27 protein-coding genes, 1 tRNA gene and 1 pseudogene are annotated in these 24,537 nt (G+C 63.7%); 14 read left to right on the forward strand and 15 right to left on the reverse strand.

Annotation, left to right across the window (positions count from 1 at the left end; all coding sequences use genetic code 11):
• Positions 1 to 3 precede the first annotated feature (3 nt).
• Entirely contained in the window at positions 4 to 1,101 is a 1,098-nt protein-coding gene (locus KXR83_RS24610) for a ferredoxin reductase (RefSeq protein ID WP_437427079.1), read from the reverse strand.
• A 321-nt stretch (positions 1,102 to 1,422) separates the two neighbouring features.
• On the opposite strand from KXR83_RS24610, the gene KXR83_RS24615 reads away from it, so the two are divergent.
• Together KXR83_RS24615 and phoU are read left to right on the forward strand one after the other, a co-directional pair.
• Positions 1,423 to 2,133, forward strand: coding sequence for a hemerythrin domain-containing protein (locus KXR83_RS24615; RefSeq protein WP_437427080.1), 711 nt, complete (start codon positions 1,423 to 1,425; stop codon positions 2,131 to 2,133).
• A gap of 30 nt (positions 2,134 to 2,163) precedes the next feature.
• Positions 2,164 to 2,823 carry a phosphate signaling complex protein PhoU gene (gene phoU, locus KXR83_RS24620; protein WP_437427081.1) on the forward strand — a complete coding sequence of 220 codons (660 nt, stop codon included), beginning with the start codon at positions 2,164 to 2,166 and terminating at the stop codon, positions 2,821 to 2,823.
• Positions 2,824 to 2,837: 14 nt separating this feature from the next.
• On the opposite strand, the gene KXR83_RS24625 is transcribed toward phoU, so the two are convergent.
• The 3 genes from KXR83_RS24625 to KXR83_RS24635 form a co-directional block, all read right to left on the reverse strand.
• Positions 2,838 to 3,566: a GAF and ANTAR domain-containing protein gene (locus KXR83_RS24625; RefSeq protein ID WP_116917739.1), complete on the reverse strand. Its 729-nt coding sequence runs from the start codon at positions 3,564 to 3,566 to the stop codon at positions 2,838 to 2,840.
• A 65-nt stretch (positions 3,567 to 3,631) separates the two neighbouring features.
• Entirely contained in the window at positions 3,632 to 4,066 is a 435-nt protein-coding gene (locus KXR83_RS24630) for an STAS domain-containing protein (RefSeq protein ID WP_116917704.1), read from the reverse strand.
• A 259-nt stretch (positions 4,067 to 4,325) separates the two neighbouring features.
• Positions 4,326 to 4,784: a DUF4383 domain-containing protein gene (locus KXR83_RS24635; protein WP_116917703.1), complete on the reverse strand. Its 459-nt coding sequence runs from the start codon at positions 4,782 to 4,784 to the stop codon at positions 4,326 to 4,328.
• A 618-nt stretch (positions 4,785 to 5,402) separates the two neighbouring features.
• On the opposite strand from KXR83_RS24635, the gene KXR83_RS24640 reads away from it, so the two are divergent.
• Together KXR83_RS24640 and KXR83_RS24645 are read left to right on the forward strand one after the other, a co-directional pair.
• A complete protein-coding gene (locus KXR83_RS24640; RefSeq protein ID WP_099383034.1) occupies positions 5,403 to 6,551 on the forward strand; it encodes a zinc-dependent alcohol dehydrogenase in 1,149 nt (382 codons plus the stop codon).
• A gap of 8 nt (positions 6,552 to 6,559) precedes the next feature.
• Complete coding sequence (locus tag KXR83_RS24645; protein ID WP_437427082.1) at positions 6,560 to 7,165, forward strand: hypothetical protein; 606 nt, start codon at positions 6,560 to 6,562, stop codon at positions 7,163 to 7,165.
• An 18-nt stretch (positions 7,166 to 7,183) separates the two neighbouring features.
• On the opposite strand, the gene KXR83_RS24650 is transcribed toward KXR83_RS24645, so the two are convergent.
• Entirely contained in the window at positions 7,184 to 7,876 is a 693-nt protein-coding gene (locus KXR83_RS24650) for a GAF and ANTAR domain-containing protein (protein WP_437427083.1), read from the reverse strand.
• A 237-nt stretch (positions 7,877 to 8,113) separates the two neighbouring features.
• Between KXR83_RS24650 and KXR83_RS24655 the strand changes: the two genes are divergently transcribed.
• Both KXR83_RS24655 and KXR83_RS24660 read left to right on the forward strand, forming a co-directional pair.
• Complete coding sequence (locus tag KXR83_RS24655) at positions 8,114 to 8,563, forward strand: VOC family protein (protein WP_437427084.1); 450 nt, start codon at positions 8,114 to 8,116, stop codon at positions 8,561 to 8,563.
• Between the two features lie 112 nt (positions 8,564 to 8,675).
• Positions 8,676 to 9,110 carry a nitroreductase family deazaflavin-dependent oxidoreductase gene (locus tag KXR83_RS24660; RefSeq protein ID WP_437427085.1) on the forward strand — a complete coding sequence of 145 codons (435 nt, stop codon included), beginning with the start codon at positions 8,676 to 8,678 and terminating at the stop codon, positions 9,108 to 9,110.
• Positions 9,111 to 9,156: 46 nt separating this feature from the next.
• Here KXR83_RS24660 and KXR83_RS24665 read toward each other — a convergent pair whose 3' ends face one another.
• Together KXR83_RS24665 and KXR83_RS24670 are read right to left on the reverse strand one after the other, a co-directional pair.
• Positions 9,157 to 10,113, reverse strand: coding sequence for an antibiotic biosynthesis monooxygenase (locus tag KXR83_RS24665; RefSeq protein WP_437427086.1), 957 nt, complete (start codon positions 10,111 to 10,113; stop codon positions 9,157 to 9,159).
• A gap of 9 nt (positions 10,114 to 10,122) precedes the next feature.
• Positions 10,123 to 11,526 carry a guanine deaminase gene (locus KXR83_RS24670; RefSeq protein ID WP_437427087.1) on the reverse strand — a complete coding sequence of 468 codons (1,404 nt, stop codon included), beginning with the start codon at positions 11,524 to 11,526 and terminating at the stop codon, positions 10,123 to 10,125.
• 47 nt (positions 11,527 to 11,573) lie between these two features.
• Between KXR83_RS24670 and KXR83_RS24675 the strand changes: the two are divergent.
• A pseudogene (locus KXR83_RS24675) lies at positions 11,574 to 11,891 on the forward strand (3-oxoacyl-ACP synthase); the annotation flags it as partial.
• An 11-nt stretch (positions 11,892 to 11,902) separates the two neighbouring features.
• Here the strand turns inward: KXR83_RS24675 and KXR83_RS24680 are convergent.
• Entirely contained in the window at positions 11,903 to 12,277 is a 375-nt protein-coding gene (locus KXR83_RS24680; RefSeq protein ID WP_099383369.1) for a DUF5997 family protein, read from the reverse strand.
• A 41-nt stretch (positions 12,278 to 12,318) separates the two neighbouring features.
• On the opposite strand from KXR83_RS24680, the gene KXR83_RS24685 reads away from it, so the two are divergent.
• The gene (locus KXR83_RS24685; RefSeq protein WP_437427088.1) at positions 12,319 to 13,056 is read left to right on the forward strand and encodes a LysR family transcriptional regulator substrate-binding protein; all 738 of its coding nucleotides are present in this window, start codon (positions 12,319 to 12,321) and stop codon (positions 13,054 to 13,056) included.
• A gap of 175 nt (positions 13,057 to 13,231) precedes the next feature.
• On the opposite strand, the gene KXR83_RS24690 is transcribed toward KXR83_RS24685, so the two are convergent.
• Together KXR83_RS24690 and KXR83_RS24695 are read right to left on the reverse strand one after the other, a co-directional pair.
• A tRNA-Ser gene (locus tag KXR83_RS24690) sits at positions 13,232 to 13,316 on the reverse strand.
• Positions 13,317 to 13,330: 14 nt separating this feature from the next.
• Positions 13,331 to 13,900 carry a MarR family winged helix-turn-helix transcriptional regulator gene (locus KXR83_RS24695; RefSeq protein WP_437427089.1) on the reverse strand — a complete coding sequence of 190 codons (570 nt, stop codon included), beginning with the start codon at positions 13,898 to 13,900 and terminating at the stop codon, positions 13,331 to 13,333.
• Positions 13,901 to 13,991: 91 nt separating this feature from the next.
• Between KXR83_RS24695 and KXR83_RS24700 the strand changes: the two genes are divergently transcribed.
• Positions 13,992 to 14,960 (forward strand): NAD(P)H-quinone oxidoreductase, encoded by a 969-nt coding sequence (locus KXR83_RS24700; RefSeq protein WP_437427109.1) that lies wholly within the window; start codon positions 13,992 to 13,994, stop codon positions 14,958 to 14,960.
• A 90-nt stretch (positions 14,961 to 15,050) separates the two neighbouring features.
• Here KXR83_RS24700 and KXR83_RS24705 read toward each other — a convergent pair whose 3' ends face one another.
• On the reverse strand, positions 15,051 to 16,247 hold the full coding sequence (locus KXR83_RS24705) for a cysteine desulfurase-like protein (protein WP_437427090.1): 1,197 nt from the start codon (positions 16,245 to 16,247) through the stop codon (positions 15,051 to 15,053).
• Between the two features lie 90 nt (positions 16,248 to 16,337).
• Here KXR83_RS24705 and KXR83_RS24710 point away from each other — a divergent pair, with 90 nt between their 5' ends.
• From KXR83_RS24710 to KXR83_RS24730, 5 genes are all read left to right on the forward strand, one after another.
• The gene (locus KXR83_RS24710; protein ID WP_023954800.1) at positions 16,338 to 16,877 is read left to right on the forward strand and encodes a bacterial proteasome activator family protein; all 540 of its coding nucleotides are present in this window, start codon (positions 16,338 to 16,340) and stop codon (positions 16,875 to 16,877) included.
• A gap of 99 nt (positions 16,878 to 16,976) precedes the next feature.
• Positions 16,977 to 17,840: a galactan export ABC transporter permease subunit Wzm/RfbD gene (gene wzm, locus KXR83_RS24715; RefSeq protein WP_437427091.1), complete on the forward strand. Its 864-nt coding sequence runs from the start codon at positions 16,977 to 16,979 to the stop codon at positions 17,838 to 17,840.
• Between the two features lie 4 nt (positions 17,841 to 17,844).
• Positions 17,845 to 18,642: a galactan export ABC transporter ATP-binding subunit Wzt/RfbE gene (wzt, locus tag KXR83_RS24720; RefSeq protein WP_031331294.1), complete on the forward strand. Its 798-nt coding sequence runs from the start codon at positions 17,845 to 17,847 to the stop codon at positions 18,640 to 18,642.
• On the forward strand, positions 18,635 to 19,570 hold the full coding sequence (glfT1, locus tag KXR83_RS24725) for a galactofuranosyltransferase GlfT1 (RefSeq protein ID WP_437427092.1): 936 nt from the start codon (positions 18,635 to 18,637) through the stop codon (positions 19,568 to 19,570). The genes wzt and glfT1 overlap by 8 nt, the downstream gene beginning before the upstream one ends.
• Before the next feature lie 127 nt (positions 19,571 to 19,697).
• On the forward strand, positions 19,698 to 20,576 hold the full coding sequence (locus KXR83_RS24730) for an LLM class flavin-dependent oxidoreductase (protein ID WP_062794764.1): 879 nt from the start codon (positions 19,698 to 19,700) through the stop codon (positions 20,574 to 20,576).
• 77 nt (positions 20,577 to 20,653) lie between these two features.
• On the opposite strand, the gene KXR83_RS24735 is transcribed toward KXR83_RS24730, so the two are convergent.
• From KXR83_RS24735 to KXR83_RS24750, 4 genes are all read right to left on the reverse strand, one after another.
• Positions 20,654 to 21,070 (reverse strand): GtrA family protein, encoded by a 417-nt coding sequence (locus KXR83_RS24735; RefSeq protein WP_099383022.1) that lies wholly within the window; start codon positions 21,068 to 21,070, stop codon positions 20,654 to 20,656.
• Positions 21,071 to 21,079: 9 nt separating this feature from the next.
• On the reverse strand, positions 21,080 to 21,871 hold the full coding sequence (locus KXR83_RS24740) for a class I SAM-dependent methyltransferase (RefSeq protein ID WP_437427093.1): 792 nt from the start codon (positions 21,869 to 21,871) through the stop codon (positions 21,080 to 21,082).
• Positions 21,865 to 22,953 (reverse strand): methylenetetrahydrofolate reductase, encoded by a 1,089-nt coding sequence (locus KXR83_RS24745; protein ID WP_437427094.1) that lies wholly within the window; start codon positions 22,951 to 22,953, stop codon positions 21,865 to 21,867. Before KXR83_RS24745 ends, KXR83_RS24740 begins: the two co-directional genes overlap by 7 nt.
• Before the next feature lie 72 nt (positions 22,954 to 23,025).
• The gene (locus KXR83_RS24750) at positions 23,026 to 24,423 is read right to left on the reverse strand and encodes a WS/DGAT/MGAT family O-acyltransferase (protein ID WP_437427095.1); all 1,398 of its coding nucleotides are present in this window, start codon (positions 24,421 to 24,423) and stop codon (positions 23,026 to 23,028) included.
• Positions 24,424 to 24,537: the final 114 nt, after the last annotated feature.

Here is a 24,537-nt window from a genome sequence, read left to right on the forward strand (position 1 = left end):
GTTCTACAGTTCGATTTCGACGTCGCCCTCGGCGGTGTTCACGCAGATACGCACCGACGAGTTGATCGGTTCGCTGACATCCCCGGTCCGCAGATCCCTGATCTGACCGGACCGGAGGGTGCCCGTACAGGTGTGACAGATTCCGATGCGGCATCCGAACTTCAATTCCAGTCCGGCTTCTTCGCCTGCAGTCAAAATCGGTGTTCCCGGGGAACACTCGACTTCCTTCTTACTCTTGGTGAAGGTGACGTTGCCGCCTTCACCTTCGCCGGCCGCTCCACCGATGATCGGCTGGAAGCGCTCGAGATGGATCTTGTCGGACGCATCGTGGCGGTCCCAGTGCTCGACCAATGCATCCAGCAATTCGCCCGGCCCCGAACACAGCGTCTCCCGCTCACGCCAGTCCGGGACGAGATCATCCATGTCCTCCGGCTTGATCCGGCCTTCCTCCCCGGTTCGCCGGATGATCAGGCGCAGCCCCTCATGCCGCTCGTCCATGTCTTCAAGGTCTTTGAAGAACATGCACTGCTCTTCGGTGCGGGTGGAATGGAGCACCACCACGTCGCGCACCTCATCGCGATGATCGAGGCTTCGCAGCATGCTCATGATGGGCGTGATGCCGCTGCCGGCACTGATGAACAGCATCTTCTCGGGCAACGGCTCGGGAAGGGTGAACACGCCCTCGATCTCGCCCAACCGGACGATCTCACCCGGTTTCATCCGCTTGACCAGGTAGGGCGAGACGACGCCGTTCTCGACCAGCTTCGGCGTGACGCCGATCAATCCGTCCCGCGGCTCCGGGTCAGACGTCAAAGAGTAAGCGCGCCAATAGAACACACCGTCGATGACGACACCCAGCCGCACGTACTGTCCCGGCAGGTGACCCGGCCAGTCGTAGCCCGGACGAATCCAGACGGTGGCGGCCTCAGCGCCTTCCGGACGCACTTCCTCGACGCGGCCACGGAGTTCCTTCGTGGTCCACAGCGGATTGATCATCTCCAGGTAGTCGTCGGGTTCCAACGGACTGAAGAGATGACTTATCGCGCGCAGGGCTCGCCTGCGCAACGTGGGCACATTGGGTGTTGCACCGCGCTCAGCCATTACTGCCTCCGCACCGGTGCGGCAGTGTCGTCGGTGTGGGGTTACTTCGAACAGTTCTCGGCACTTTTCAGACCCCTCGGCCGGCCCGATCACGGGCCTCATAGGACACCCTCGCCGTGGGCTCGACGTCAGGTGTGGCTGCCACGTTGCCGTCCGCTACCAGCGGACTATGGCGACCATACGTTCCGACGAACGATGACACCACCGATTGGTCGATTACGCTGCGAAGTAGGGATTCTGGGTCGGTTCCGTCTCACTGATTGAGAGCACATTCCCTGGGTACTCACGGGTCGAACAATCCATGTCCGACCAGGAGCGACCATGACCAGATCCATTGCCGACCAGACCGAGTCCCAATTGGGCGGGTCCCGGAGTGTGCTGGTACGCCAGAAACGCGACCACATCGAACTCGACCGACTGCTGCATGCCATCGAGAAGTCCACCGGAACGCAGCGCCAGGACCTCATCAACAGCCTCTGCAAGTTGGTGTTCCCGCACGCCTTCGCCGAGGAGTCGGTGCTGTGGCCCATCGTCCGCGCCGAGCTGCCCGATGGTGAGGCGCTCACCCTCCAGATCGAACGCGAACACCAAGAGATAAACGAGCTGTTCACCGAGTTGGAAAAGCTCGACCCCGACGCTCCTGAACACCGTGAACTGTTCGGGCGCATCGCGACAGTGCTTCGGGAGGACGTCCGCGACGAGGAAGACGTGTTGTTGCCGAAACTGCAAGACAAGGTATCGCCGAAGCAGTTGCGGCAGATCGGCATGCAGTGGGAGGTCGTCCGCCGGACCGCGCCCACGCGACCTCACCCGGTTGTCGCCCGACGCCCACCAGGGAACGTGCTGGCCGCCCTTCCGCTGACCATCCTCGACCGGGGCCGCGACCAACTCGACCGCGCATCTCGGCGAACCCACGGATCGACGTCGGCACGCCTGCGTACTGTGAGTGGGGCGTTGGCCGATGCGGCCGGCCGCATCGAACACCTACCACTCCTCACCAGGGGAGACCGGGCCGAGACACATCGCGAGTAGAGGCGTCATGAACACGAATCGCTGCGGCTGATGAGGGGCGTCTACCTCGCTCAGCTGAGCGCGTTGCACGAGCTGCTCGGCCAGATGTGTGACTTGGCAGGTGAGGCCATGGAGAGATCGACGCACGCACTCTTGCGTGCCGATCTCGCTGTGGCCGAAGAGGTCATCACCGACCACGAGCAGATCGTCCGGATGTCTGCTGACGCCGAGGAGCGCGCCTTCGCGCTGCTCGCGCTGCAGGCTCCGGTTGCCGGCGATTTACGCGCGATCGTCTCGACGTTCCAGATCGTGGCCGATGTCGACCGGATGGGCGCCCTCGCGCTGCATGTCGCCAAGGTGGCCCGACGCCGCCACCCGGAGAAGGCCGTGCCCGAAGACGTCCACGGCTACTTCGCCGAGATGGGGCATCTGGCGGTCAACCTCGCCAACAACGCCAGTGAGGCCCTGAAGAGTCAGAACCCCGAAGACGCGATGCGGCTACGCGAGGACGACGACGCGATGGACGCGCTGCACGAGCATCTCTTCACCGTGCTGCTCGACCGCAACTGGCACCACGGAGTGCCCTGCGCGGTGGACGTGACCCTGCTGGGTCGTTATTACGAGCGATTCGCAGATCACGCGGTACTCATCGGGCAACGGGTGGTGTTCCAGGCGACTGGTAAATCGCCCTCACCGAGCAAGAAGTCGTAGGACCGGGTTTCCACCTACCGCTTGCTGTCGACGTCCCTGGTCGGGTGATCGGTGTCCACAAGCTGCCGGGCGATGTCGGCGATGGGGGTGTTGGAATCCTGGGAGAGTTTGCGCAGCAACTCGAACGCCTGAAGGTTGTCGATGTTGAACCGCTCCATGATCATTCCCTTGGCCTGACCGATGACGTCGCGGCTGGCCAGCGCGCTGGTGAAGTGTTCTTTTTCTTTCGCTCGATACAGCGCAAGAGCGGCGTGCGTGGCGTAGACCAAGCCGGTTTCCTCGGCGGCGAGTGAGAATGCGTTGACCTCGTCCGAGAACAGGTTGAGCGCACCCATCGACTGCTCGTTGCTGTACAGCTCGAACGACAAGCTGGACTTGACCGATGTCTGGGCCAGCGCCTCGGCAATGAACTTGGGGAAACGCTTTTCGGTGGTGAAGTCGTCGAGCCGGAAAGTGGTGTGCTCCCAGGCGGCTTCGAGGCAAGGCCCTTCGCCGACGTCCATCTGGATCGCGTCGAGTTTCTCGACGATCGGATCGCTGGTCGCGACGGACTGAGTCTTCTTCTTACGCTTCTCCACCAGCAGGATTCCGGCGTACATGGTGCCGCCCACGTGCTCGACGGCACCTTGGGTGATCGAAGCCAGGACCGAATCCACATCACTGCCTGACAGCGATGAATTGTGCAGTCCACGGGCCAAGTTGGCAATTGCGATGTGGATTTCGTTGCCTTGGTTGTCGACCACGCGCGGCTCCTTCTTCTCGGTTCGCACGTGTTCAAACGTGCAGGCGCACCGCGCGCCCGAACTCGCTACGCCGAAGCGCGGCGAGTGGCCGGGGCCAACTCCTCGGTCAGCGCCTGCAGTGCGTCCTCAATGGTCGCATACAGGCTGATGGTCTGGTCGAGTCCGACGAGCTTGATGGGGCGAGCTGTCGACGAGCCCTCGGCGACCACGCCGAACCGTCCACCGGACGGAAGTACCGCGTCGTGTGCGTTGACCAGCGCGGCCATCCCGACCGACGAAAGAAAATCTGTGTAGGTGAGATCGATGATCAGACCTTCGGGGCGTCCGGCGACTGCTTCATCGACCGCCTCGGTGAGCTGGGGAACCGTCAACAAGTCGATGCTGCCCCACACGGTGAGGGCAACGATGCTTCCGTGCGACACAGTCGCGATGGTGAGTGTTCCGCCGGCGAGTTCAGCACTATCGGAAACGAAATCTGACTTAGAAATTTTGTGCGCCACGATCGACCCCTAAAAGTTGTCGGGCTAGAAGCGCTACGGCGAGCTTATTCACCGGTCCACGCGGGGCGGCTCCTCTTCAACCGACTTCTCCATAGTGTCACATCGGGCAGCGATGGCAATAGCCCGGCAACCACAGACGGCTTCCCGACTACCCTCAAAAGGGGCATCGGGAAGCCGAATGTGTCTGTTGCGCAGTATCTTATGCGTTCGCCGGCTTATCGCGACCGGCGTTCAAACTACCGCGACCAAATCTCGTTGTTCACACGCGCGACGTGTGCCGGTTGCGTCCGAGCAGGACGCCGAGAGCGACCATGCCGACACCCAGGACGAAGTGCAGCCAGTCATCTGCCGAGTTCACCGGGACGAAGTTGGCAGCCGAGTCCTTGTCGATGACCAGGCCATACAGCCAAAGTGCCAGGTAGATGACGCCGCCGACGATCAGGTACGACTTCGCGGTAGCTGCCGCCCGTGCTAGGACGATTCCTGCGACACCGAAGGCCACGTGCACCAGGTTGTGCAGAATTGAAACGTTGAAGATCCCGAGCAGCTTTGCGTCCGAATGATGGCTCGCGAACGTCATGGTGTCGTAGTCGGTGGTGATGCCCGGGATGAAGCCCAGGATTCCGACCAGCAAGAACACCGCGCCGACCGCAAGTGCGGCCAGTTGGACCGGGGAACGCTTGGTGGTGCGCGGGGTGCGGGTACTCCGTGTACTCATTGTGCTAACCCTTCACATTGATGGAGATGTTTTTCTGGGCAAACGCCCGTCCGACCTCTGTCGGGTCCCGGCGCGGCCGATCCTCTTGCACCCGCATCCGTCCCGTGCCGGCCGAATACCCGCCCATCTGCTGGTTAAACGCCCGTAACCGGGTTGTATTCATAGTTAAGCCGAAGCTTTACTACGGGCCGTCGCAGCTGGTGCGGTGGCCTGTTCCCCTTGTCACATGCCCAGGGCCCGCCTAGGCTTGACCCACGGCACATGGCCAGGGGCAGTCGTCCCTCGTCGGCCGTTCTGGCTCAAGAAGCGAGCTCCCCCTCATCTGCCTGGGCAGAACGACACGCCTCGGCATTGCCGACCCTTGGCCCGCCGGCCGAGGGTGCAACCCCCTTGATTGCGGACGCCTCGAACGACTCAGGGCTTCAGGAGAGCACTCGATGCGCCCGGTCAATTCGACTGCATGGCAAGGGATCTCCCGTAGGTGCTGCGGGCCACCGAGTTGACTGCGAGAAGTGTTGTGCAGGAGCACTGTTCCTTTGACTCATGGTGAATGACCGTTTGCCGGTGGCGCATCCGGGGTAGGCACACACCCAACAAACAACTGGTGCGGAGGACAGCATGAAGGCAATGGTTTACCGGGGCCCCTACAAAGTGCGGGTGCAAGAGAAAGACATCCCCCCGATCGAGCACCCCAATGACGCCATCGTGCGGGTGACCCGCGCTGCGATCTGCGGCTCAGATCTGCATCTCTATCACGGCATGATGCCCGACACCCGTCCCGGAATGACGTTCGGACACGAGTTCATCGGGGTGGTGGAATCGGTGGGCTCGTCAGTCCAGAACCTGACGCCCGGTGACCGGGTGATGGTGCCGTTCAACATCTACTGCGGCTCGTGCTACTTCTGCGCCCGCGGACTGTATTCCAATTGCCACAACGTCAATCCGAACGCCACCGCGGTCGGGGGCATCTACGGCTACTCGCACACCTGCGGTGGATACGACGGAGGTCAGGCAGAGTTCGTGCGGGTCCCGTTCGCCGACGTCGGCCCCGCGATCATCCCCGACTGGATGGACGACGAAGACGCATTGCTGCTGACCGACGCGCTGGCCACCGGGTACTTCGGTGCACAGCTGGGCAGCATCCGTGAGGGCGACACGGTGGCCGTCTTCGGTGCGGGACCGGTGGGTCTCTACGCCGCCCTCTCGTCGTGGTTCATGGGCGCCGGACGGGTGATCGTGATCGATCACCTCGAGTACCGACTCGAGAAGGCCCGCACCTTCGCGCACGCCGAAACCCTCAACTTCGCGGAGTACGACGACATCGTGGTCCAGATGAAGAAGTCCACGGACTATCTCGGCGCCGATGTGGCCATCGATGCGGTGGGCGCAGAAGCGGACGGGAACTTTCTGCAGCACGTAGCGGCGTCGAAGTTCAAGCTGCAGGGCGGTTCTCCCATTGCGCTTAACTGGGCCATCGACTCTGTCCGCAAAGGCGGAACCGTGTCGGTGATGGGCGCTTACGGACCGATGTTCAGCGCCGTCAAATTCGGCGACGCAATGAACAAGGGACTGACCCTCCAGATGAACCAGTGCCCCGTCAAACGGCAGTGGCCACGGCTGTTCGAGCACATCAAGAACGGCCACATCAAGCCGAACGATATTGTCACGCACCGTATCCCGCTCGAGCACATCGCCGAGGGCTACCACATCTTCTCGTCAAAGCTGGATGAGTGCATCAAACCGATCATCGTCACCGACGCGGCCTGAGGAGAGTCATGACATCACCAGCCCCGAAGAAACCGACCGATCAGGTGCCCACCTACACCTCCAAGAGGCCCCCTGTCCCCTCCAGCGACGAGTTGCGGGCGAGGATCCCCGGGTGGGGCGTAGACCTCGACCCGCAGGACCGGCCGGCGGTCCCACAGCAACGGTTCGACCCCGAAGCGACCGGCGCACATTGGGACTTCCCTGAGCGGCAGCCGGAGAAATGGCCGCAGGAGAGATCCATCGAACATAGATTCCTCACGCCTGTTTTCGGTACCTCGACACCCCCGTCCGGGTTGTCGGGGGTCGTTCGCAAGGTTGCTTATCGGTACAGCGAAGGTCGTGCAGCCCACTGGTTGCTCCTGCTCGGAGCCGATCGCATCAACGCCGTAGAGGCCCATCTCGCGTCCTTCCTCACGGTGCGGCCGGACAACCCGATCACCCAGACCGGCATCCGAAGCGAGTTCACCCACAACGGACTGGCGTCGCGCACCGGAACCAAACGCGTGGACAAAAACCACGCGTGGATCGATCCGATTCTCGTCGGCGGTCCATGGATCGCTGCAGGTGCCGCCATCGGTTACGCAGCTCGGGCGGCAGCAACAAGGAGACGCTGAGGGCGCACTCCGGTCGGGTCAGGTCGGGTCTGAACCCGCCTCCACAACCTGGCGGGCGATCTCGGCGACCTTGGTGTTCGACTCCTGGGACAGCCTGGCCAGCAGTGCGAACGCCTCATCGGCGTCGATGCCGTAGCGCTCCATCACCATTCCTTTTGCCTGACCGATGAGGTCGCGACTGGTGAGCGCGACGGAAAGGTTCTCGCGCTCGCGAAGCACCGAGAAGGCAACGGCGGTGTGGGCGGCGAACACCTCGCCGAGGGTGCGAGCGCGTTCATCAAACGCCTTCTTGGTGGAACTGTAGAGATTGAGAGTTCCCAGGTCGTCCTTGCCGGAGAACAGCCGGAAGCTCGCCATCGACGCGAACCCCAGTTCCTTCGCGCGTGCTGCGAATCGGGGCCAGCGGTTGTCCGAGTCGAAGTCGTCGATCCACACCGTGGAGCGATCGGACTTCGGCCGCACGGCCGGGCCCTCATGTAGCTCGTGCTGCAGCTGATCGGCCTGACTTGCCAGACCGTTCCCCGCCACGGGAGCGCCGTGCGGACCCAGACAGGCGATGACACCTGCACATTCGGTGCCCGGAATGCAGTCCACTGCCGTCTTGGTGACCGCGTGCGCAAGGGTGTCGACGCCGTTGCTGTTCGACCGCAGGGTGCCCGCCACGGCAACCATCCGGGCCGTCAGGTCGAGTTCGATGTGGGGGTCTTCCACGACGCTCCTCAAAATCCATGTGCTGTTCACTGGCTCTTGATGCAATTCGGTGCGGGACACGGGGGTGGATGGGCCAAACCGACAATTCGGTGCGTGAGGCACGGCGCCTCCGGCAGCGCCGATGTCGAGAACGAGAGATCAGTACCGTCTCCCGGTTGGATGTTCCAGACAAGGCGGCGCCCGGTGAGGACTGACAGCGGGCCGCCGGTACCGCCAACCAACAAGAGGGAGACCCCGATGACCATCAAGCTGGAGAACGTCGGCATCGCCGTACGCGACATCGAGGCCACGATCAGCTTCTTCTCTGATCTGGGCCTCACGGTGCTCGGCCGCGACACGGTCAGCGGTGAGTGGGCCGACACCGCTGTCGGCCTCGACGGTAATCACGCGAAGATCGCCGTTCTACAGACTCCGGACGGACACGGGCAGATCGAACTGTTCGAGTACATCCACCCCGAGGCGATCGATACGTCACCCACGCTTCCCAACGAGATCGGTATGCACCGCATCGCCTTCTCCGTCGGCGACATCGACGACGCCCTCGCGATCGCCGCGCGGCACGGCCACCATCCACTCCGCGGTGTCGCCAACTATCAGGGGATCTACAAGCTCACCTACTTGCGAGGGCCGAGCGGCATTCTTGTCATGTTCGCCCAGGCGCTCGCAACCGCGGGCTCCGACGAATAGCACCGCGCAATCGGAACCATGGCCGGGGTTCAGGGTTCTCCCCGATGTGCTTCCCGCGCGATCGTCCTACCGTGTTCCTGACAAAGCGGGTATTCATCCGGGGGGGCCTTACTTGAATGCAACAGCTGAATTGGCGGGATTCGCAGCAAGTTTGGCGTCGGCGATCGGCACGTCCGGCATGCGGGCGTTGGCGCAGTTCAACAAGCATGTCACCAACCACGCTGTGCGGCTGTGGGCCGGACGCGTTCCCCATGTGGCCGTGATAGAACACATCGGCCGCCGGAGTGGCCGAACGTTCAAGACGCCGGTGATGGTGTTCAAATCCGGTCAGTCCGTGTCGGTCGTGCTCAACTACGGGGTGCAATCGGACTGGGTACAAAACGTTCTCGAAGCCGGCCAGGCACGGGTCGAGCACCGCGGCCGACACTATCGACTCCACAGTCCAGAACTCGTCGCAGGAGACGATGACGTATCGCCGCTGCAGTCCGGAAGTCGTTCGGCAACGATCCTCAGAGCATCGGTCGATATCGCAAAAGCTCAGACCTGACCGCGTGGAGTGCAGGACCTTGGGGTCTTTGTTGCCGACGGGACGCTCAGGCGTAATCCCAGAACTGCAGCCACCGCACGGAAGCGAACACGGCGAGCGTCAGCGCGTAGAGCACGCACACGGCGACCGCACCGATGACGGAGACTTTCACCGTCGAGCCCCGGGCTGGATCGAGCCAGAAACTGAACGCCCAGGTGGCCAGTGGCATCAGCGCATAGGTCAGCAGCGACACCGACAGGATCTGGCTGAGCCACATCGACAGCCAGGGGTCGGCGCCCCAACCGTCCAGCACCGGTCCGACAAAACGGGAAAGGGTCATCACCGTCGGATAGAGCACCAGCAGCACCATCATCGCGACCTTCCATTCGGGCGTGACGGTGGGCTTTCCGTCGGTGACCCGCATGATGGATCCGAAGGTGTTGTGTTCGAACGACGCCGAGTACTCCTCAGAAAGATGCGACCTCAGCTGAGTCAAGGCATCGGCACGGTCGGGTGAGTCAACCCAGGCCGCGAGTGACTCGTCGTTGCGGAACTTGAGAACAGCGCTCCATTCATCGGTACCGTCAGCAAGCGCCCTGGGGCCGAACAAGATTGCGAACTCATAGCCAGGTGCGGCGGTGTTCAGGTCCATCAGGGTGCGCTGGGCGTCGATGAACCCGGCGACGTTTTCTTTGTCGACCTTGTGACGGAACAATGCCACTCCGGTCGGTGGCACCTGGCTTTCGACGATCACGAGGTCGCTGAACTCCCGCCGGATACCGTTCTCGGCGGCCGTCTTCAACGCGTGGGCCCACTCTGCCGAATCCAGCCAGCGGTGCAACGACTCCTCGTTGTCGAACGTGAGGGCCACTGCCCGCTGCGCGGGTTCCGCCGACAAGGTGTGCAGATGACCGGGCGCCGATGCGATACGGGCAGTAAGCTCCTCGAACCAAGGCTCGAACTGGGCATCCGGCACATCGTGGAACGGAACGAGTACCGTTGCCTCAGTCGATCTTTCGGTCACAACACCGAGTCAGACGTCGTCGATCTTGCGGCCCTTGACGTAGACGGCGCTGATCGCCGGCTCACGGAGCTGCATCAGCAAAGCGAACAGCATCTGGTCGCGTGCCATCTTCTCGTCATCGGCGCGGGCACCGTTGTCGATGGCGTTGGCCAGCGACGGCCAACGCTCGGGATCGATCACGAGGAAGTCGGCCTCTTTGCCGGTGTCGAAGTTGCCGAACCGATTCTCCATGTCCAGTGCGCGGGCGCCGCCGAGGGTCGCGACGAACAACATCTCGGCCGGATGCATGGACACGCCGGCGTCACCGGGCTCGGTGATGTGAACCTTGAAGGCGTCGTTGGCAACTCGCGAGATCAGCCATTCGTCACCGCCACCGTGGTCGGTGCCGAGTGAGATGTTGACGCCTGATTCCACTGTCCGCAGCCATGGCATCGTGCCCGACCCCAGGAACAACTGGGACACCGGGCAATGGGAGATCGAGGTGCCGGTCTCGGCCATCCGGGCGAGCTCACCGTCTTGACAGTGCACCGAGTGGGCCATGATGGTCCGCGGTCCGAGCAGCGATTCGCCACCGACCTTCGAGCCGGGCAGGAACTTGCCGTCGTAGGTGTCGAGGTACGAGTTCACCTGGTAGTCGGCCTTGGTGGCGTCCACCTCGCCGGTGCCAGGACGGTTGTTCTCGTTGAGGTGGGTGTGGACGTAGACGCCCTTCGACCGTAGATCGGTGTAGAGCTCACCGAGGGCTGCCATCGTCGTCGGGGTCACCGACAGCGAGAACCGCGGCACCAGTGCCACATGCAGCAGCGCAGTCGCGACGTCTCCGGTGTCGGCGGCGTGCCACTTGTCCACCTCCGCAGCGGTCAATTCGATGGCCTTCTCCTCGCTGGTGATCAGCGGGCCGGCCGAGTCGGGTCCTCGTGTCTGGATGCCGCGACCACTGACAACCCGCAGTCCACGACGCTGTGTCTCCTCGAACAGCGCATCCTGCGCGTCAGGAAATGCCGAGCCGAACACCATCGCCGCGGTGGTACCCGCCCGCACCCGCTGATTGGTGAACTCCACTGCCGCGGCCCGCCCGAAGTCACGGTCGCCGAACTTGGATTCGGAGGGGAAGATGCACCTCTCGAGCCATTCGAGAAGTTGTCCGCCGCCGTAAGAGTCACCGGCGTAGGTCTGCGGGAAGTGGATATGGGTGTCGACGAACCCCGGCAAGATGAAACCGGGCCGGTAGTCGACGATCGCGGCGTGCTCGTGCTCGGTGGGTAGGTCGGCGAACTCGCCGCACCACTCGATGCTGCCCTCGCTGTCCACCACCAATGCCCCGTCGGCGACGAAGACCAGCGCTTCCTCAGCCGTGGTGACCTTCGCCGAACCGGCGACATGGAAGATTTGACCGCGATAGACATGTTTCACGCGTCAAGCAAAGCACTCAACGGACCGGTTCGTGTGACGAAAACCAAATCGTCCAACAGACACGATGCAACACCGCTTTCATCTTCGGCGACGGGGCCGGCGCCGTGGTCGTCGGACCGAGCGAGGACAACGGCATCTCCCCCACCGTGTGGGGCAGCGACGGTGAGAACAGCGATGCGATCTCCCAGAACTACGACATCCCCGAGTACATGGACCGCGCCGAGGAGTTCCAGTCGAAAGACTCGGAGACCGACCCGGTCGGGCGCATGGTCGTCGCCATGCAGGGCACCCGCGTGTTCCGTTGGGCCGCAATCACTCTGCCCAAGGCGCTGTCGAGTGTCATCGAACGGTCAGGTGTGGCCCTCAATTCGGGTGTTTATCGCCGCTTGCGTGAACGTGGCCGGTCGGCAGGAGGCGTCGACTTTGGTGCGGCCGCTTCGGCGCGAACCTCGACCTGCGTGGCGCGCTCGGCTTCGAGCCAATCGGGCATCTCGGACAGGAGTTCGTTGATCTGCTCGGTGGTCAGTGCCTCGGTGATCTCATGGCGCACCAGCGCGCCCTTCGAAACGCCGAGTTTCATCGCCACCAGGTTCTTCGGGTGGGGTCCCTTGATACGCAGATCACGAAGCCAACTCGGCGGGTCAGCCTGCAGGGCTTCGAGTTCGGCACGGGTGATGGCGCCCTGCTGGAACTCGGCCGGCGTCGCCGGCAGGTACACGTCCAACTTCTTGGCGGCGGTGGCCGGCTTCATCGACTGCGAACTCATGAACCGAGACTATCGGCCGGTAGCCTGTGGGCGTGACCGCGCCTGACCATGCCTCGTCATTTCAGCTGGCCTTTGTGCCCGGCGTAACACCAGGCAAGTGGGTACGGATCTGGAGTGAACGCCTTCCGAAGGTGCGGCTCGAACTCGTTTCGATCGACGTCGCCGCATGCGCCGATGCCATCCGCGACGGCCGGGTACAGATGGCGATCACCCGACTGCCCGATGCCCTGGATCACCGCGACCCGGGGCCGCACCACACCATCGAACTCTACGAGGAGGCGACGGTCGTGGTCGTGCCGAACGACCACGTCTTCACCGCGGTCGATGAGATCGGCGTTGCCGATCTGGCGGATGAACAACTCCTGTGGCCGCTCGACGAACCGCTGGTGGTCGGGCAACGGCCGGGAACGGCAGTGGAACATCGACCGCAAACCACCAGCGACGCAATCGAACTCGTCGCGGCGGGCACCGGACTCTTGCTGATCCCGCAGTCGCTGGCCCGGCTGCACCATCGCAAAGACCTTGCCTATCGCCCGGTGACCGACGCGCCAACCGGATCGGTGGGCCTACTGTGGCCGGCACCCACATCTGAGCTCGCCGAGGAGTTCATCGGCATCGTGCGCGGACGTAAGGCGACGTCGTCGCGGAGTCAGTCCGAACCTGCCCCGAAACGGTCGGCCAAAGAGAAGGCCGCTGCCAAGCGCGCTTCCAGAGAAGCCGCCGGAAAGACCCCCGCGAAGGGCCCACGTAAACCGAGGCGGTGACGAGCCCGCCCTCCGGAAATGGGTCGTTGTGGCGAACGAAAGCCCAGGTGGGCTCCGCCACAACGACCCATTTCCGGGGGTGCGGTTTTTCAGCAGGGTGTGGAGCGAGGTGATCCGGATAAGAGGAGGAACCTCGGTGTCAGAGGCGGTTCATTGAAACCGCCCTGACGTTCAGCGGAAGCGGAGGGATTTGAACCCCCGGTGGTTTTACCCACGCTCGCTTTCAAGGCGAGTGCATTCGGCCGCTCTGCCACGCTTCCTTCGGTCAGTGAGCCTACTTGACGCGGAATCGTTCGTTCTCACGGAGCCAGGTATCGACCTTCGCGAAGGTGGTGGCCATCGCGTCACGCTCGTGGTCGTCGAGGTGGTCGAGCAGGTAGGTGCGCACCGCGAGCACATGACCCTTGGCCGCCACGTGCAACTTCTCGCGACCCAGGTCGGTGATGCGGCATTCCCGGTTGCGCAGGTCCCGGTCCTGGTCTTTGGCCATCCGCTCGATGAATCCGGCCTCCACCAGCCTGTCCACCCGGCGGGAGATGGTGCTCTTGGTGGCAAGCGCGCCGTCTGCGAGGTCACTCATCCGCATGTGGTCGTGTTCGGACAGAAGGACCAGGATGCGGTAGTCGGCAAAGGTGAGACCCGACGCGGTGACCAGGGCATCGTTGATGGCGTCGAACAGACGTTGGGTGCCGTCCATGAACGAACGCCACGCCATCTGCTCGGCCTCGTCAAGCCACGGCACATCGTCCTCTGTCATGGTCCATTCCAGGTCACCGATCAGCAATGTGAAGCACAGGTTACCCCGCACCAATACGGTGATCCGCCGAACTTTTTCGCTCGTCAAGACGCGGTCACCATAGAAGTGACGCACCAGCCGGCCTTCCGGTTCCGCACTTCGACGGCAGGACTGGGGTATTGGTTGAGACATGAGCAACATGCGCGCAGCGACCGTCACCGAGTTCGGACCGCCGGAGAACCTGGTGATCACCGACGTCGAACGACCGTCCCCCGCCGCAGGTGAGGTACTGGTGAAAGTGGCAGCCGCCGGCGTGAACCGCGCCGACCTGCTGCAACGCCAGGGAAACTACCCGCCGCCACCGGGCGCGAGCGACATCATCGGAATGGAGGTCTCGGGGACCGTCGCCGAAGTCGGCACCGAGGTCACGGGATGGGAGAACGGACAACAGGTGTGCGCCTTGATCGCCGGCGGCGGTTACGCCGAATACGTGACCGTGGCCGCCGAGCACTTGCTGCCCGTACCCGACTCGGTCGACCTGATCGAGGCCGCCGCCCTCCCCGAGGTGGCCTGCACGGTGCTGTCCAACCTCAAACGAACCGCTCATCTCCAACGAGGTGAATTGCTGTTGCTCCACGGCGGGGCAAGCGGCATCGGCACCCACGGCATCCAGTGGGCAAAAGCTCTGGGAGCAACGGTCGCCGTGACCGCCGGCTCAACCGAGAAGCTGGAGCTGTGCCGCGATCTCGGCGCCGACATCACCATCAACTACCACGACGACGACTTCGTCGAGGTGCTCAAGGCACACGGCGGCGCCGACGTCATCCTCGACATCATCGGGGCGAAGTACCTGAGCCGCAACGTATCTGCGTTGGCCGCAGACGGACGGCTGGTGGTGATCGGCATGCAGGGCGGCGTCAAGGCCGAACTGAACCTGGGCGCACTGCTGTCCAAGCGCGGCACCATCCATGCGACGGCCTTGCGTGGTCGAGAGCAGTCGGACAAAGCGGCGATCGTTGCCGACACCATCGCGACCACCTGGCCGATGATCGCCGATGGCCGCGTCAAACCGGTTGTCGGAGCAACATTTTCGCTGGACAAGGCGGGCGAGGCACACGCCTTGCTCGAATCAGGGAAAGTCACCGGCAAGGTGTTGCTCACCGTCTGATCCCGGGTTCCCCACCAAGATCGGCCCGTTGGGCGGGCACCGAGGGAATTATGCCCTCGGGGGCGCCTCAGCGGGACGATTGTGGTGGCGTCAGCCGAGCGAACCGAGGGTACGAACGAGCTGGTCGACCTCGTACGGCGTTGTGTACGGCCCGAGCCCGATGGTGACGGCACCGCCCACATCGCTGACCCCGATCCCGGACAACACTCGACTGTTCACATCGGCCAGCGCGCTGATGCCGTTGTCGGCCAGCCTCCGGACCACCTTGTCCGCGGTGACCCCCGAGACCGTGAAGCTGACCGCCGGAATCTGTACCGGCGCATCGCCGATGACGTTCACGAAGTTCAGCTGCCGCAGCGAGTTGAGTAGGTAGCGCAGCAATCGTTGCGAGTACTCCGCCAGACCCGTCATCGACTGGACCAGCCGCTCGCGCCGGGGTCCGGTGGCCGATTCATCAAGGGCCGCAAGATGTTCGATCGAAGCAACCAGGCCGGCGAGCAACGCGTGTTGATGCCCGTCGACCTCGAGCCGCTCCGGGCCCTGTGCATCCGGGTTCAGAGACATCGACCGCACGCGGGTGAGCATCTCCGGGTCACGGAACACCAGCGCTGCGGTGGACGGCCCGCCCCAGCGCTTCGCACTGACCACCAGTACATCCGCGCCCAGCACCTCGATGTCCAGCGGCATGTACGGCGCTGCGCTGGTGGCGTCCACCACCAGCAGGCCGTCGATCGCGTGAACGGTGACCGCCGCGGCCGCCACGTCGACCACCGTGCCCAGCGTCGACGACGCCAGTGGCATGGCGACCACGCTCGTGGAACGACTGACCAAACCTTCGTATTGCCAGACGGGTAGATCGCCGTTCTCGATGTCCACCTCAGCCCAGCGAACCTTGGCGCCGAACCGATCGGCAGCGCGCAGCCACGGCACCACATTGGCCTCGTCGTCGAGGCGGCTCACCACCACTTCCGAGCCGAGCCACACCCGCGTGTTCAGGCATTCGGCCAGAACGCTGAGCAACTGCCCACGCGACGGGCCGAGCACCACTCCCCGCGGATCGCCGTTGACCAGATCCGCGACGGCCTGCCGTGCCGCGTCGATGACGCCGGCCGTCTTCTTCGCCGCGGGATAGATGCCGCCGGGTTCGGAGACCAGGCCACGGAACGCCTTGGACACCGTGGTCGCCACCGAATCCGGGATCTGCATCCCGGCCTGGGGATCGAGATGGATCCATCCGTCTCCAAGCGACGGGAACAATCCCCGTACGCGTGCGACGTCATAAGCCATGGCAGTCACCATAGACCGTCCTTCCGACGCTGCCACCTGAGTTGTGGGCCTGCTGCGAACACGAGATCGGGACATCTGGACAATGGGGACATGGCCGAAGACATTTTCAACCAGGGACCCCCGTCCGACAGCGACGACGGCATCGTTGTGGTGCCGTCGGCGAACTCCGACCAGGGTAAAGGTGACGAACAGCAGGGCGTCGCCGACATGGTCGAGCAGCCGGCGAAGGTGATGCGGATCGGCACGATGATCAAGCAACTCCTCGAGGAAGTGCGGGCAGCACCTCTCGACGACGCCAGCCGGGTTCGGCTGCGCGAGATCCACCAGTCGTCGATCCGCGAGCTGGAAGACGGTCTGGCTCCTGAGCTGCGCGAAGAGCTCGAACGGCTGGCCCTGCCCTTCACCGACGACAACACGCCGTCCGACGCAGAACTGCGGATCGCCCAGGCGCAGCTGGTCGGCTGGCTCGAAGGACTGTTCCACGGCATCCAGACCGCGCTGTTCGCCCAGCAGATGGCCGCGCGGGCTCAGCTCGAGCAGATGCGTCAGGGGCAATTGCCGCCGTCGGGTCCGATGGGTGGCCCCGGTGGGCCGCCTCACGGAGTCGCAGGCACCGGTCAGTACCTCTGATCTGACGCCTGCCGCCGGCAGGCCTGCGGTGCCCGGTTTGCCGAGATCGACAACTGCGGCGTCCGAGGCGGGTCGGCGTTGACGGTAGGCTCGTCTCTCGTGTCAACAGCAGTCGATCGCGAGCCGGTGCGCCCGCCCTCAGCGGAGTCCGATTCCCGGTCCTTCCGCCGGGCATTCGGCGACCTCGCAGCCGGCTTCCGCCAGTCGGAGCTGTGGTTGCTTCTCGGCTGGCAGGACATCAAGCAGAGATACCGCCGCTCCCTCCTCGGCCCCCTCTGGATCACCATCGCCACAGCGGTGACGGCAGTGGCCATGGGCCTTCTCTACTCGCAGCTGTTCGGCAACGAGATCGACACCTTCCTGCCGTACGTCATGCTCGGGTTCATCTTCTGGGGTTTCATCTCCGGATCGATCCTCGAAGGTGCCGAGCTCTTCACCACCAACGAGGGGCTGATCAAACAGATCCCTGCTCCGCTGAGCGTGCACGTGTACCGCCTCACCTGGCGGCAGCTGATCATCTTTGCGCACAACATCCCGCTGTATGCGGTGTTGCTGGTCATCTTCCCGCAGCCGGTGAACTGGACCGTGGTGTTTGTCCTCCCCGGCATCGCACTGCTGGTCCTCAACGCCGTGTGGGTGTCCATAGTGTTCGGCATTCTGTCCACGCGGTTCCGCGACATCGGCCAATTACTGGCCACTGCAGTGCAACTGGTGTTCTTCATGACGCCGATCATCTGGAGTGCCACCGATCTCGAGAAGAATGTCGGGGCCGATTCCAGCCGCGTCAAGCTGGTGCAGATCAATCCGATGTACCACTACCTCGAGATCACCCGCGGTCCACTGCTGGGCGAGTCGGTGGCGCTCTACCACTGGCTGATCGTCATCGTCTGCACGATCGGCGGCTGGGCAGTGGCGTTGATGGTGCTGCGTAATTACCGTGCTCGCGTTGCGTATTGGGTGTGAGGTCATGAGTTCAGTTCGAGTCGATACCTGGGACGCCTGCGTCGATTTCCCGATCTTCGACGCCAAGACCCGGTCCATCAAGAAGTCGGTGCTCGGCCGCGCCGGAGGTGTGATCGGCGCCAACGACTCCAATGTCGTGGTGGTCGAGGCGCTCAAGCAGATCAATCTGCACCTCGAACACGGTGATCGCATCGGACTCGTCGGGCACAACGGAGCCGGCAAATCCACCCTGCTCCGCCTGCTGTCGGGGATCTACGAACCCACTCGCGGTGCATGCAGCATCAAAGGCCGGGTGGCACCCGTGTTCGACCTCGGCGTCGGCATGGATCCCGAGATCTCCGGCTACGAGAACATCGTCATCCGGGGCATGTTCCTCGGCATGAGCCGCCGCGAAATGCTCCGGAAGATGGACGACATCGCCGAGTTCACCGAACTGGGTGACTACCTGTCGATGCCGCTGCGCACATACTCCACCGGTATGCGCGTACGCGTGGCGCTCGGGGTGGTCACCTCGATCGATCCCGAGATCCTCATCCTCGACGAAGGTATCGGTGCCGTCGACGCGGAGTTCATGAAAAAGGCACGTATCCGCCTGCAGGAGCTGGTCGCACGGTCCGGCATCCTGGTGTTCGCGAGCCACTCCAACGAGTTCCTCGCGCAACTCTGCGACCGCGCACTCTGGATCGACCACGGCGCGATCCGGATGGACGGCGGGATCGAGGAAGTGGTGCACGCCTACGAAGGGCCTGAGGCCGCACGCCACGTGCGTGAAGTCCTGGCCGAGGTCGAAAAGGATGGCTGAGCCCGCGGTCCCCTCGGGTGGTGCGCAGGCTGCGGACCGCGTGATCGGCGTGGTGGTCACCCACCGTCGCCTCGAGCTGCTGCGGCAATCGCTCGAAGTGCTGACCAACCAGAGCCGGCCCGTCGACCACCTCATCGTCGTCGACAACGCCGACGAACCCGCAGTCGCCGAACTGGTTGCCGCGCAGAGCATTCCCACCACCTACATCGGGTCGAAGCACAATCTCGGCGGCGCCGGCGGATTTGCGCTCGGCATGCTGCACGCACTGTCACTGGGCGCCGACTGGGTGTGGTGCGCGGACGACGACGGCAGGCCCGAAGGCAGCGACGTTCTCGGCACGCTGCTCGAATGCGCTGTCACGCATCAGCTTTCCGAGGTATCGCCGGTGGTGTGCAACATCAACGACCCCGACACGCTGGCCTTCCCACTGCGACGTGGACTGGTGTGGCGTCGCAAGCGATCCGAGCTGTTCGCCGGAGACGAGACCTCAGACCTTCTGCCCGGCATCGCCTCATTGATGAACGGCGCCCTGTTCTCCGCATCAGCCATCGAAGCTGTCGGGGTCCCCGACCTGCGCCTGTTCGTCCGCGGCGACGAGGTGGAGATGCACCGCCGACTGGTGCGGTCAGGTCTGGACTTCGGCACCTGCCTCACCACGGCATATCTCCATCCGGACGGCACGGACGAGTTCCGGCCGATCATGGGTGGGCGTATGCACACCCAGTACCCCGACAACGACACCAAGCGATTCTTCACCTACCGCAACCGCGGCTATCTGATGAGCCGGCCCGGTATGCGCAAACTGCTGGTGCAGGAATACGCCCGATTTGGCTGGTATTTCCTTGTGCAGCAACGGGATCTGGCCGGCTTCCGGGAGTGGCTGCGTCTGCAGTCGCTGGGCCGTCGGGAACGGTTCACGCGACCCTGATCCGGGCTGTCTCGGTACGACCGGCAACCGACTGCTGCGAATCGTTCCCAAGCCAAACTAGAACGTGTTCTACTGAACTGAGACGGGTCTGGCTCGACCAGGCTCAGGGAACACATCTAGGAGGATCATGCGGTTCACATTCGCCGAGGCGATGACAGATCCGAGCTACTACCTGCCGCTGGCTCAAGCGGCCGAGGCTGCCGGTTACGAGGGTTTCACCATCCCCGATTCCATCGCCTACCCGGAGGAGTCGGACTCGACGTATCCGTACACCGAGGACGGCAGTCGGGAGTTCCTCGAGGGCAAGGCCTTCATCGAGACCTTTGTGATGGCTGCGGCCATGGGCGCGGTCACCGAGAAGATCCGATTCAACCCGTTTGTGTTGAAACTGCCGATCCGTCCTCCCGCGCTGGTGGCGAAGCAGGCTATGTCGGTGGCCGTCCTCACGAACAACCGGTTCTCTCTGGGTGTCGGCACCAGCCCTTGGGCCGAGGACTACGACATCATGGGCGTGGACTACAAACGTCGTGGCAAACGGATGAACGAGTGCATGGACATCATCCGCGGACTCAGCACCGGCGAGTACTTCGAGTTCCACGGGGAGTTCTACGACATCCCGAAGATCAAGATGAACCCGGCGCCCACCAAACCGATCCCACTGCTCGTCGGCGGTCACGCAGATCTGGCGCTCAAGCGCGCCGTCATCCGCGGCGACGGCTGGATGCACGGCGGCGGCCCACCCGAGGAACTCGACGCGCTCCTCGACAAGATCCACGACATCCGCAAGGCCGAAGGGAAGCTGAACGACCCCTTCGAGATCCACGTCATCTCGTACGACGCCTACACACCCGACGGTTGTAAACGTCTCGAGGACAAGGGCATCACCGACGTCATCGTCGGCTTCCGGATCCCGTACATCACCGGCGACGACACCGAACCGCTTCAGAAGAAGATCGACAACCTCAACATGTTCGCCGATTCGGTGATCAGCAAGGTCAACGGCTGACCCGGCTTCTCGATCTTGGTGGGTTCGGGCGGGCATAAGCCCAGGTGGACCTCACCATTTCCCACCAAAATCGGGGGTCAGCGGATCTTGAAGATGACCGTTCGTTGCACCACGAAGTTGATGACGGTTGCGGTGCCCTGAGCGATCACGAAGGCAGCGAGGCTGTAGACAAAAGTCTCTTCCCACACCCTCGACAGCCCGGTGTAGATGCCGACCTGAACCACGAAGGTCACCAGGTAGAGGACCGCGACGGCGACAAATCGGAGCGCGCTGGGCTCGGCGGCGAAGGTCCACCGACGGTTGATCAGGTACGCCGTGGTGGTGCCGCAGATGAAGCCGACGGCTTTCGCGAACCACTCCGGCATGCCGAACCCGTACTGGAGCAACAGGGTGAGCCCGAAATCGAGGACGCCTGAGCCGGCCCCGGTGATCACAAACCGGACCAATTGGGTCTTCAGGTCGACCCCGACGCGTGGTGCTAGCTCCTCAGACACCCCAACACACTAAACGGAAGCCGCCGACTTCCCCGATTCGGTCGGTTCCAAGATCAGGATCGTGCCGATCACCAGTTCGTCCCGGATCAAACCGGTGATGATCGATTCCTGCTCGGACGCGCTGTCCCAGCGGCTGTCGTGGCGATGTCGCTCGGCAACGAGGTCGTCGCATTCGGTGACCCGCTGCTGCCACCAGTCGGGGGCCCCAGCGAAGTCGGCCAGATCGGCGCGATCGACGATGCGCATCCCGGCGTCCTCCACGAGCCGGTCCAATCCCGGACGAGTCGGAAAGTTGTTGCCGTCGGGCTGGTTCGGAAGGTCGTCGACGGTCTTGATGTAGACGAGCACACCGACTCTCCCGTCGACACGGACGACGCGTCGGAGCTCTCGCAACATCTTGGGCTGATCGGTGCTCGTGCAGACGACTCCCAGCGACCACGCCTTGTCGAATGCCCCGGACGGAAATGGCAGATTCTCGCCGGCGGCCGCGACGGTGGACCGGCCGAACAACCGTTGCGCGGCCTGGCACGCGCCCATCATCGGCTCGACCAGCACCACCTCGGGTCCGAACTCCCGTGCGACGAACTCGGCTGCCCCACCCATGCCCGCCCCGACATCAACAAGGCTCGTCTGAGCGTCGAGAGCGAGCTTGCCAGCCAGCCAGCGAAGCGCGTCGGGGCTGCCACTACCGCGGCATGCTGCGGGTATGGCGTACTCGCGACCAAGTGTCTCGACGGCCCGAACGGTCCACGACGGAACCGTGTCGAACTCGTCCTTCATCGCCTCTGCATCGACTACCACTGTGCCGCCTTCACCGACTGTGCCCCATCGTCCAGGCGCTCACGAAGCCGCCGTCCGATCTCTGCCTTGACCTTTGCTGCCGGAACCTCACCGGCCGCCGACGCCAACCCCGACAGGTTGACGCCCACCACACCCGGGATGTCGAGGAGCGCGGCAGCTTCGTCGACCGCGGTCTCGATGCCCGCCTCGACAGAGTCGTCAGCGGCAAGCACTCTGGCGATCTGCGAGTGGTCGAGGTGGAGACCGGGAAAGGCCGCCAGCACCTGAGCGGACCGTTCGTCGGTGTACACGGCCACGCCCGCGATGACCGGCATCGTGACGCCCTGCGCCCTCGCCGCGGACATGAATGCCCTCAGCGATTCCGGGGTACTGACATGGTTCAGTACCGCCAACTGGGCGCCGGCCCTCTGCTTTTCGAGCAGACGCGCCGGGCGGATGTCGGTGGGCACAGCTTCGGGAGCCTCCGGCACACCAACGGCAAGATCAGCCTGTGCCGCCAGCGCCGCGAGCCGGGTGCCGTCCAGATCGAAAACCTGTGTCACATCTTGTCGAACACCCTGTGCCCGGCCGTCACCGGTGACGCAGAAGACGCCGTCGGCCCCGGCCTGGCCCAGTCCCATCAGTTCCTGCTCGAGTACCACCCTGTTGCGGTCGCGACAGGTCAGCGTCACCCACGGGCATCCACCCACGCCGCGGATGATCTGCGCCATCACGGTCGGCGGGTAGTCGGGGCGGTTCTGGTGTTCTCCGACGAGGACGGCATCGCTGCTCTCACCCAGAATGGATGCCACCTGTTCGAGGATGCCCCGGTCGAAGGCCGGGACCGACAGGTCGGACAGCACCACCGGGCGGGTACGGGAGGCGTTGATCAACTCACTCGGCGACGCCGGACTGACCAACGGCTGTGGCCACGGAATGGGTTCGGTCAGAACGGCAAACGGACAGATGTGGGCGCCCATCTCACACGTGGCGTCGTCGCGCACACCACCGCATGGTCCGAACACCATGCGCTTGGGGCATTCCCGCGACCGCGTTCCCCGATACTCGGTGAAGGCGTCGGGCCCATCGGTCGTGGTGTCCATGACGAACCGCTTACCCCGCTGACTCGAGCGGCAATCATCGTGAGCCGGACCGGTGCACGGTCCGCCGCACGATTAACCGGCTATGTCACAGAGTTTTTCGAGCTCCTCGAGGGCTGTGTCGAGATGGGTCAGCAGTCGCTGCAGACTCGGGATCGTCGCGCGTGCACCGGTCAGACCGAAATTGATGTTGTCGCCGTTGGACGCCACGGTGATGTTCAACGCCTGCCCATCCATGGCGATCGAGGCCGGGTAGATGCCGTCGAGCCGCGCACCGTTCCAGTACAGGTCCTGTTTCGGGCCCGGCACATTGGAGATGATGATGTTGAACGGTGGCGGGGTGTACCGCACGAATCCGGGCACCGTCGAAAAGGCCAACGGCGCCATCACCGCCGCGCCGTAGCCCAACGCCATCAGCGGACTGAGGTCGCGGATGACGTTCTTGCTCGACCGTGTCGACTCCACGAGGGTGGCCAACCGGCGTTCCGGATCAGGTTGATCGGTGGCGAGATTCGCCAAGATGGCGGTGACCGCGTTGCCCTCAGAGGTGTCGCTGCCTGCGGCGTGCATCGACACCGGCATCATCGCGATCAGCGGCTGTTCGGGCAGCTCGTTCTGGTCGATCAAATAGGACCTGAGCGCTCCGGCACACATCGCCATGACCACGTCGTTGATCGTGATGTCGAGGCCCGCCGCCACCTCACGCAACCGGGTCGCCGACCATTGATCGGCCGCGAATCGCCGTGCGCCACCGATCGGCACGTTGAACATCGTGCGGGGCGCCTGCATCGGCAGGATCAGGTTGCGGTCGCGGACCGCCCGAAGCCCCAGACGTGCACCGGCGGGAGCCAGCCCTACTAGTTCACCGGCCACCTTGGCCCCACCGCTGAGTACTTGCCCAACCACGTGCTGTGAACCCGAATCGTCCGACGGCTCCTTGGGTTTGCGCGCGAACAGGGCTGGGTCCCAGGGGGCGCGCCCGTTCCGTGCATCGGGGTCGGTGTCGAGTGTCTTCTCGAGCAACTTCAACGCGCTCACGCCGTCCACCAGCGAGTGGTGGATCTTGGTGTACATCGCGACCCGACCATCGGCGAGGCCCTCGATCAGGTGCACCTCCCACATCGGCCGGTAACGGTCGAGGAGCGCGCCGTGATTCGCCGAGACGTACTTGAGGAGTTCGCGGATTCGGCCCGGGCGCGGCAAAACCGTTCGGCGAACGTGGTATTCGAGGTCGATCTCCTTGTCGTACGTCCACCGGACCGTACCCATCAGCGCCACGGGTGACGCGGGCCGTTTCCGGAAGAGCCGGTAGACGTCGGTCTGCGCCTGCAAGGTCTCGAACATCAGCTCACCGAGCTCTTCGGCAGAGCTTCCCTCAGCGGGTTCGAAGAGCTGAAGACCACCGACGTGCATCGGATGCTCGCGCGATTCGGCCAGCAGGAACATCGATTCGGTGATCGGCATGTACGGCATGTGCGCTCCTGGACTGTCGGTTCCGTGTGTGCTCGAGAGACTCGAAGTCCACCAATGTGAAACAGGTTACAAGCTCGCACGGTCGCGCACCCGCCGTACTCGAGGGTTTACCGC

Source organism: Williamsia muralis (assembly GCF_051487485.1).
GTDB classification, from domain to species: domain Bacteria; phylum Actinomycetota; class Actinomycetes; order Mycobacteriales; family Mycobacteriaceae; genus Williamsia; species Williamsia muralis_B.

What these genes read in the sequence shown, in the direction of transcription:
- KXR83_RS24705 (WP_437427090.1), bottom strand. Translation starts at nt 16,247, where the DNA reads ATGGCTTATGACGTCGCACGCGTACGGGGATTGTTCCCGTCGCTTGGA.
- KXR83_RS24750 (WP_437427095.1), bottom strand. Translation starts at nt 24,423, where the DNA reads ATGCCGTACATGCCGATCACCGAATCGATGTTCCTGCTGGCCGAATCG.
- phoU (WP_437427081.1), top strand. Translation starts at nt 2,164, where the DNA reads ATGAGGGGCGTCTACCTCGCTCAGCTGAGCGCGTTGCACGAGCTGCTC.
- KXR83_RS24745 (WP_437427094.1), bottom strand. Translation starts at nt 22,953, where the DNA reads ATGGACACCACGACCGATGGGCCCGACGCCTTCACCGAGTATCGGGGA.
- KXR83_RS24635 (WP_116917703.1), bottom strand. Translation starts at nt 4,784, where the DNA reads ATGAGTACACGGAGTACCCGCACCCCGCGCACCACCAAGCGTTCCCCG.
- KXR83_RS24730 (WP_062794764.1), top strand. Translation starts at nt 19,698, where the DNA reads ATGCGGTTCACATTCGCCGAGGCGATGACAGATCCGAGCTACTACCTG.
- KXR83_RS24615 (WP_437427080.1), top strand. Translation starts at nt 1,423, where the DNA reads ATGACCAGATCCATTGCCGACCAGACCGAGTCCCAATTGGGCGGGTCC.
- wzt (WP_031331294.1), top strand. Translation starts at nt 17,845, where the DNA reads ATGAGTTCAGTTCGAGTCGATACCTGGGACGCCTGCGTCGATTTCCCG.
- KXR83_RS24610 (WP_437427079.1), bottom strand. Translation starts at nt 1,101, where the DNA reads ATGGCTGAGCGCGGTGCAACACCCAATGTGCCCACGTTGCGCAGGCGA.
- KXR83_RS24710 (WP_023954800.1), top strand. Translation starts at nt 16,338, where the DNA reads ATGGCCGAAGACATTTTCAACCAGGGACCCCCGTCCGACAGCGACGAC.
- KXR83_RS24645 (WP_437427082.1), top strand. Translation starts at nt 6,560, where the DNA reads ATGACATCACCAGCCCCGAAGAAACCGACCGATCAGGTGCCCACCTAC.
- KXR83_RS24640 (WP_099383034.1), top strand. Translation starts at nt 5,403, where the DNA reads ATGAAGGCAATGGTTTACCGGGGCCCCTACAAAGTGCGGGTGCAAGAG.
- KXR83_RS24680 (WP_099383369.1), bottom strand. Translation starts at nt 12,277, where the DNA reads ATGAAGCCGGCCACCGCCGCCAAGAAGTTGGACGTGTACCTGCCGGCG.
- KXR83_RS24700 (WP_437427109.1), top strand. Translation starts at nt 13,992, where the DNA reads ATGCGCGCAGCGACCGTCACCGAGTTCGGACCGCCGGAGAACCTGGTG.
- glfT1 (WP_437427092.1), top strand. Translation starts at nt 18,635, where the DNA reads ATGGCTGAGCCCGCGGTCCCCTCGGGTGGTGCGCAGGCTGCGGACCGC.
- KXR83_RS24655 (WP_437427084.1), top strand. Translation starts at nt 8,114, where the DNA reads ATGACCATCAAGCTGGAGAACGTCGGCATCGCCGTACGCGACATCGAG.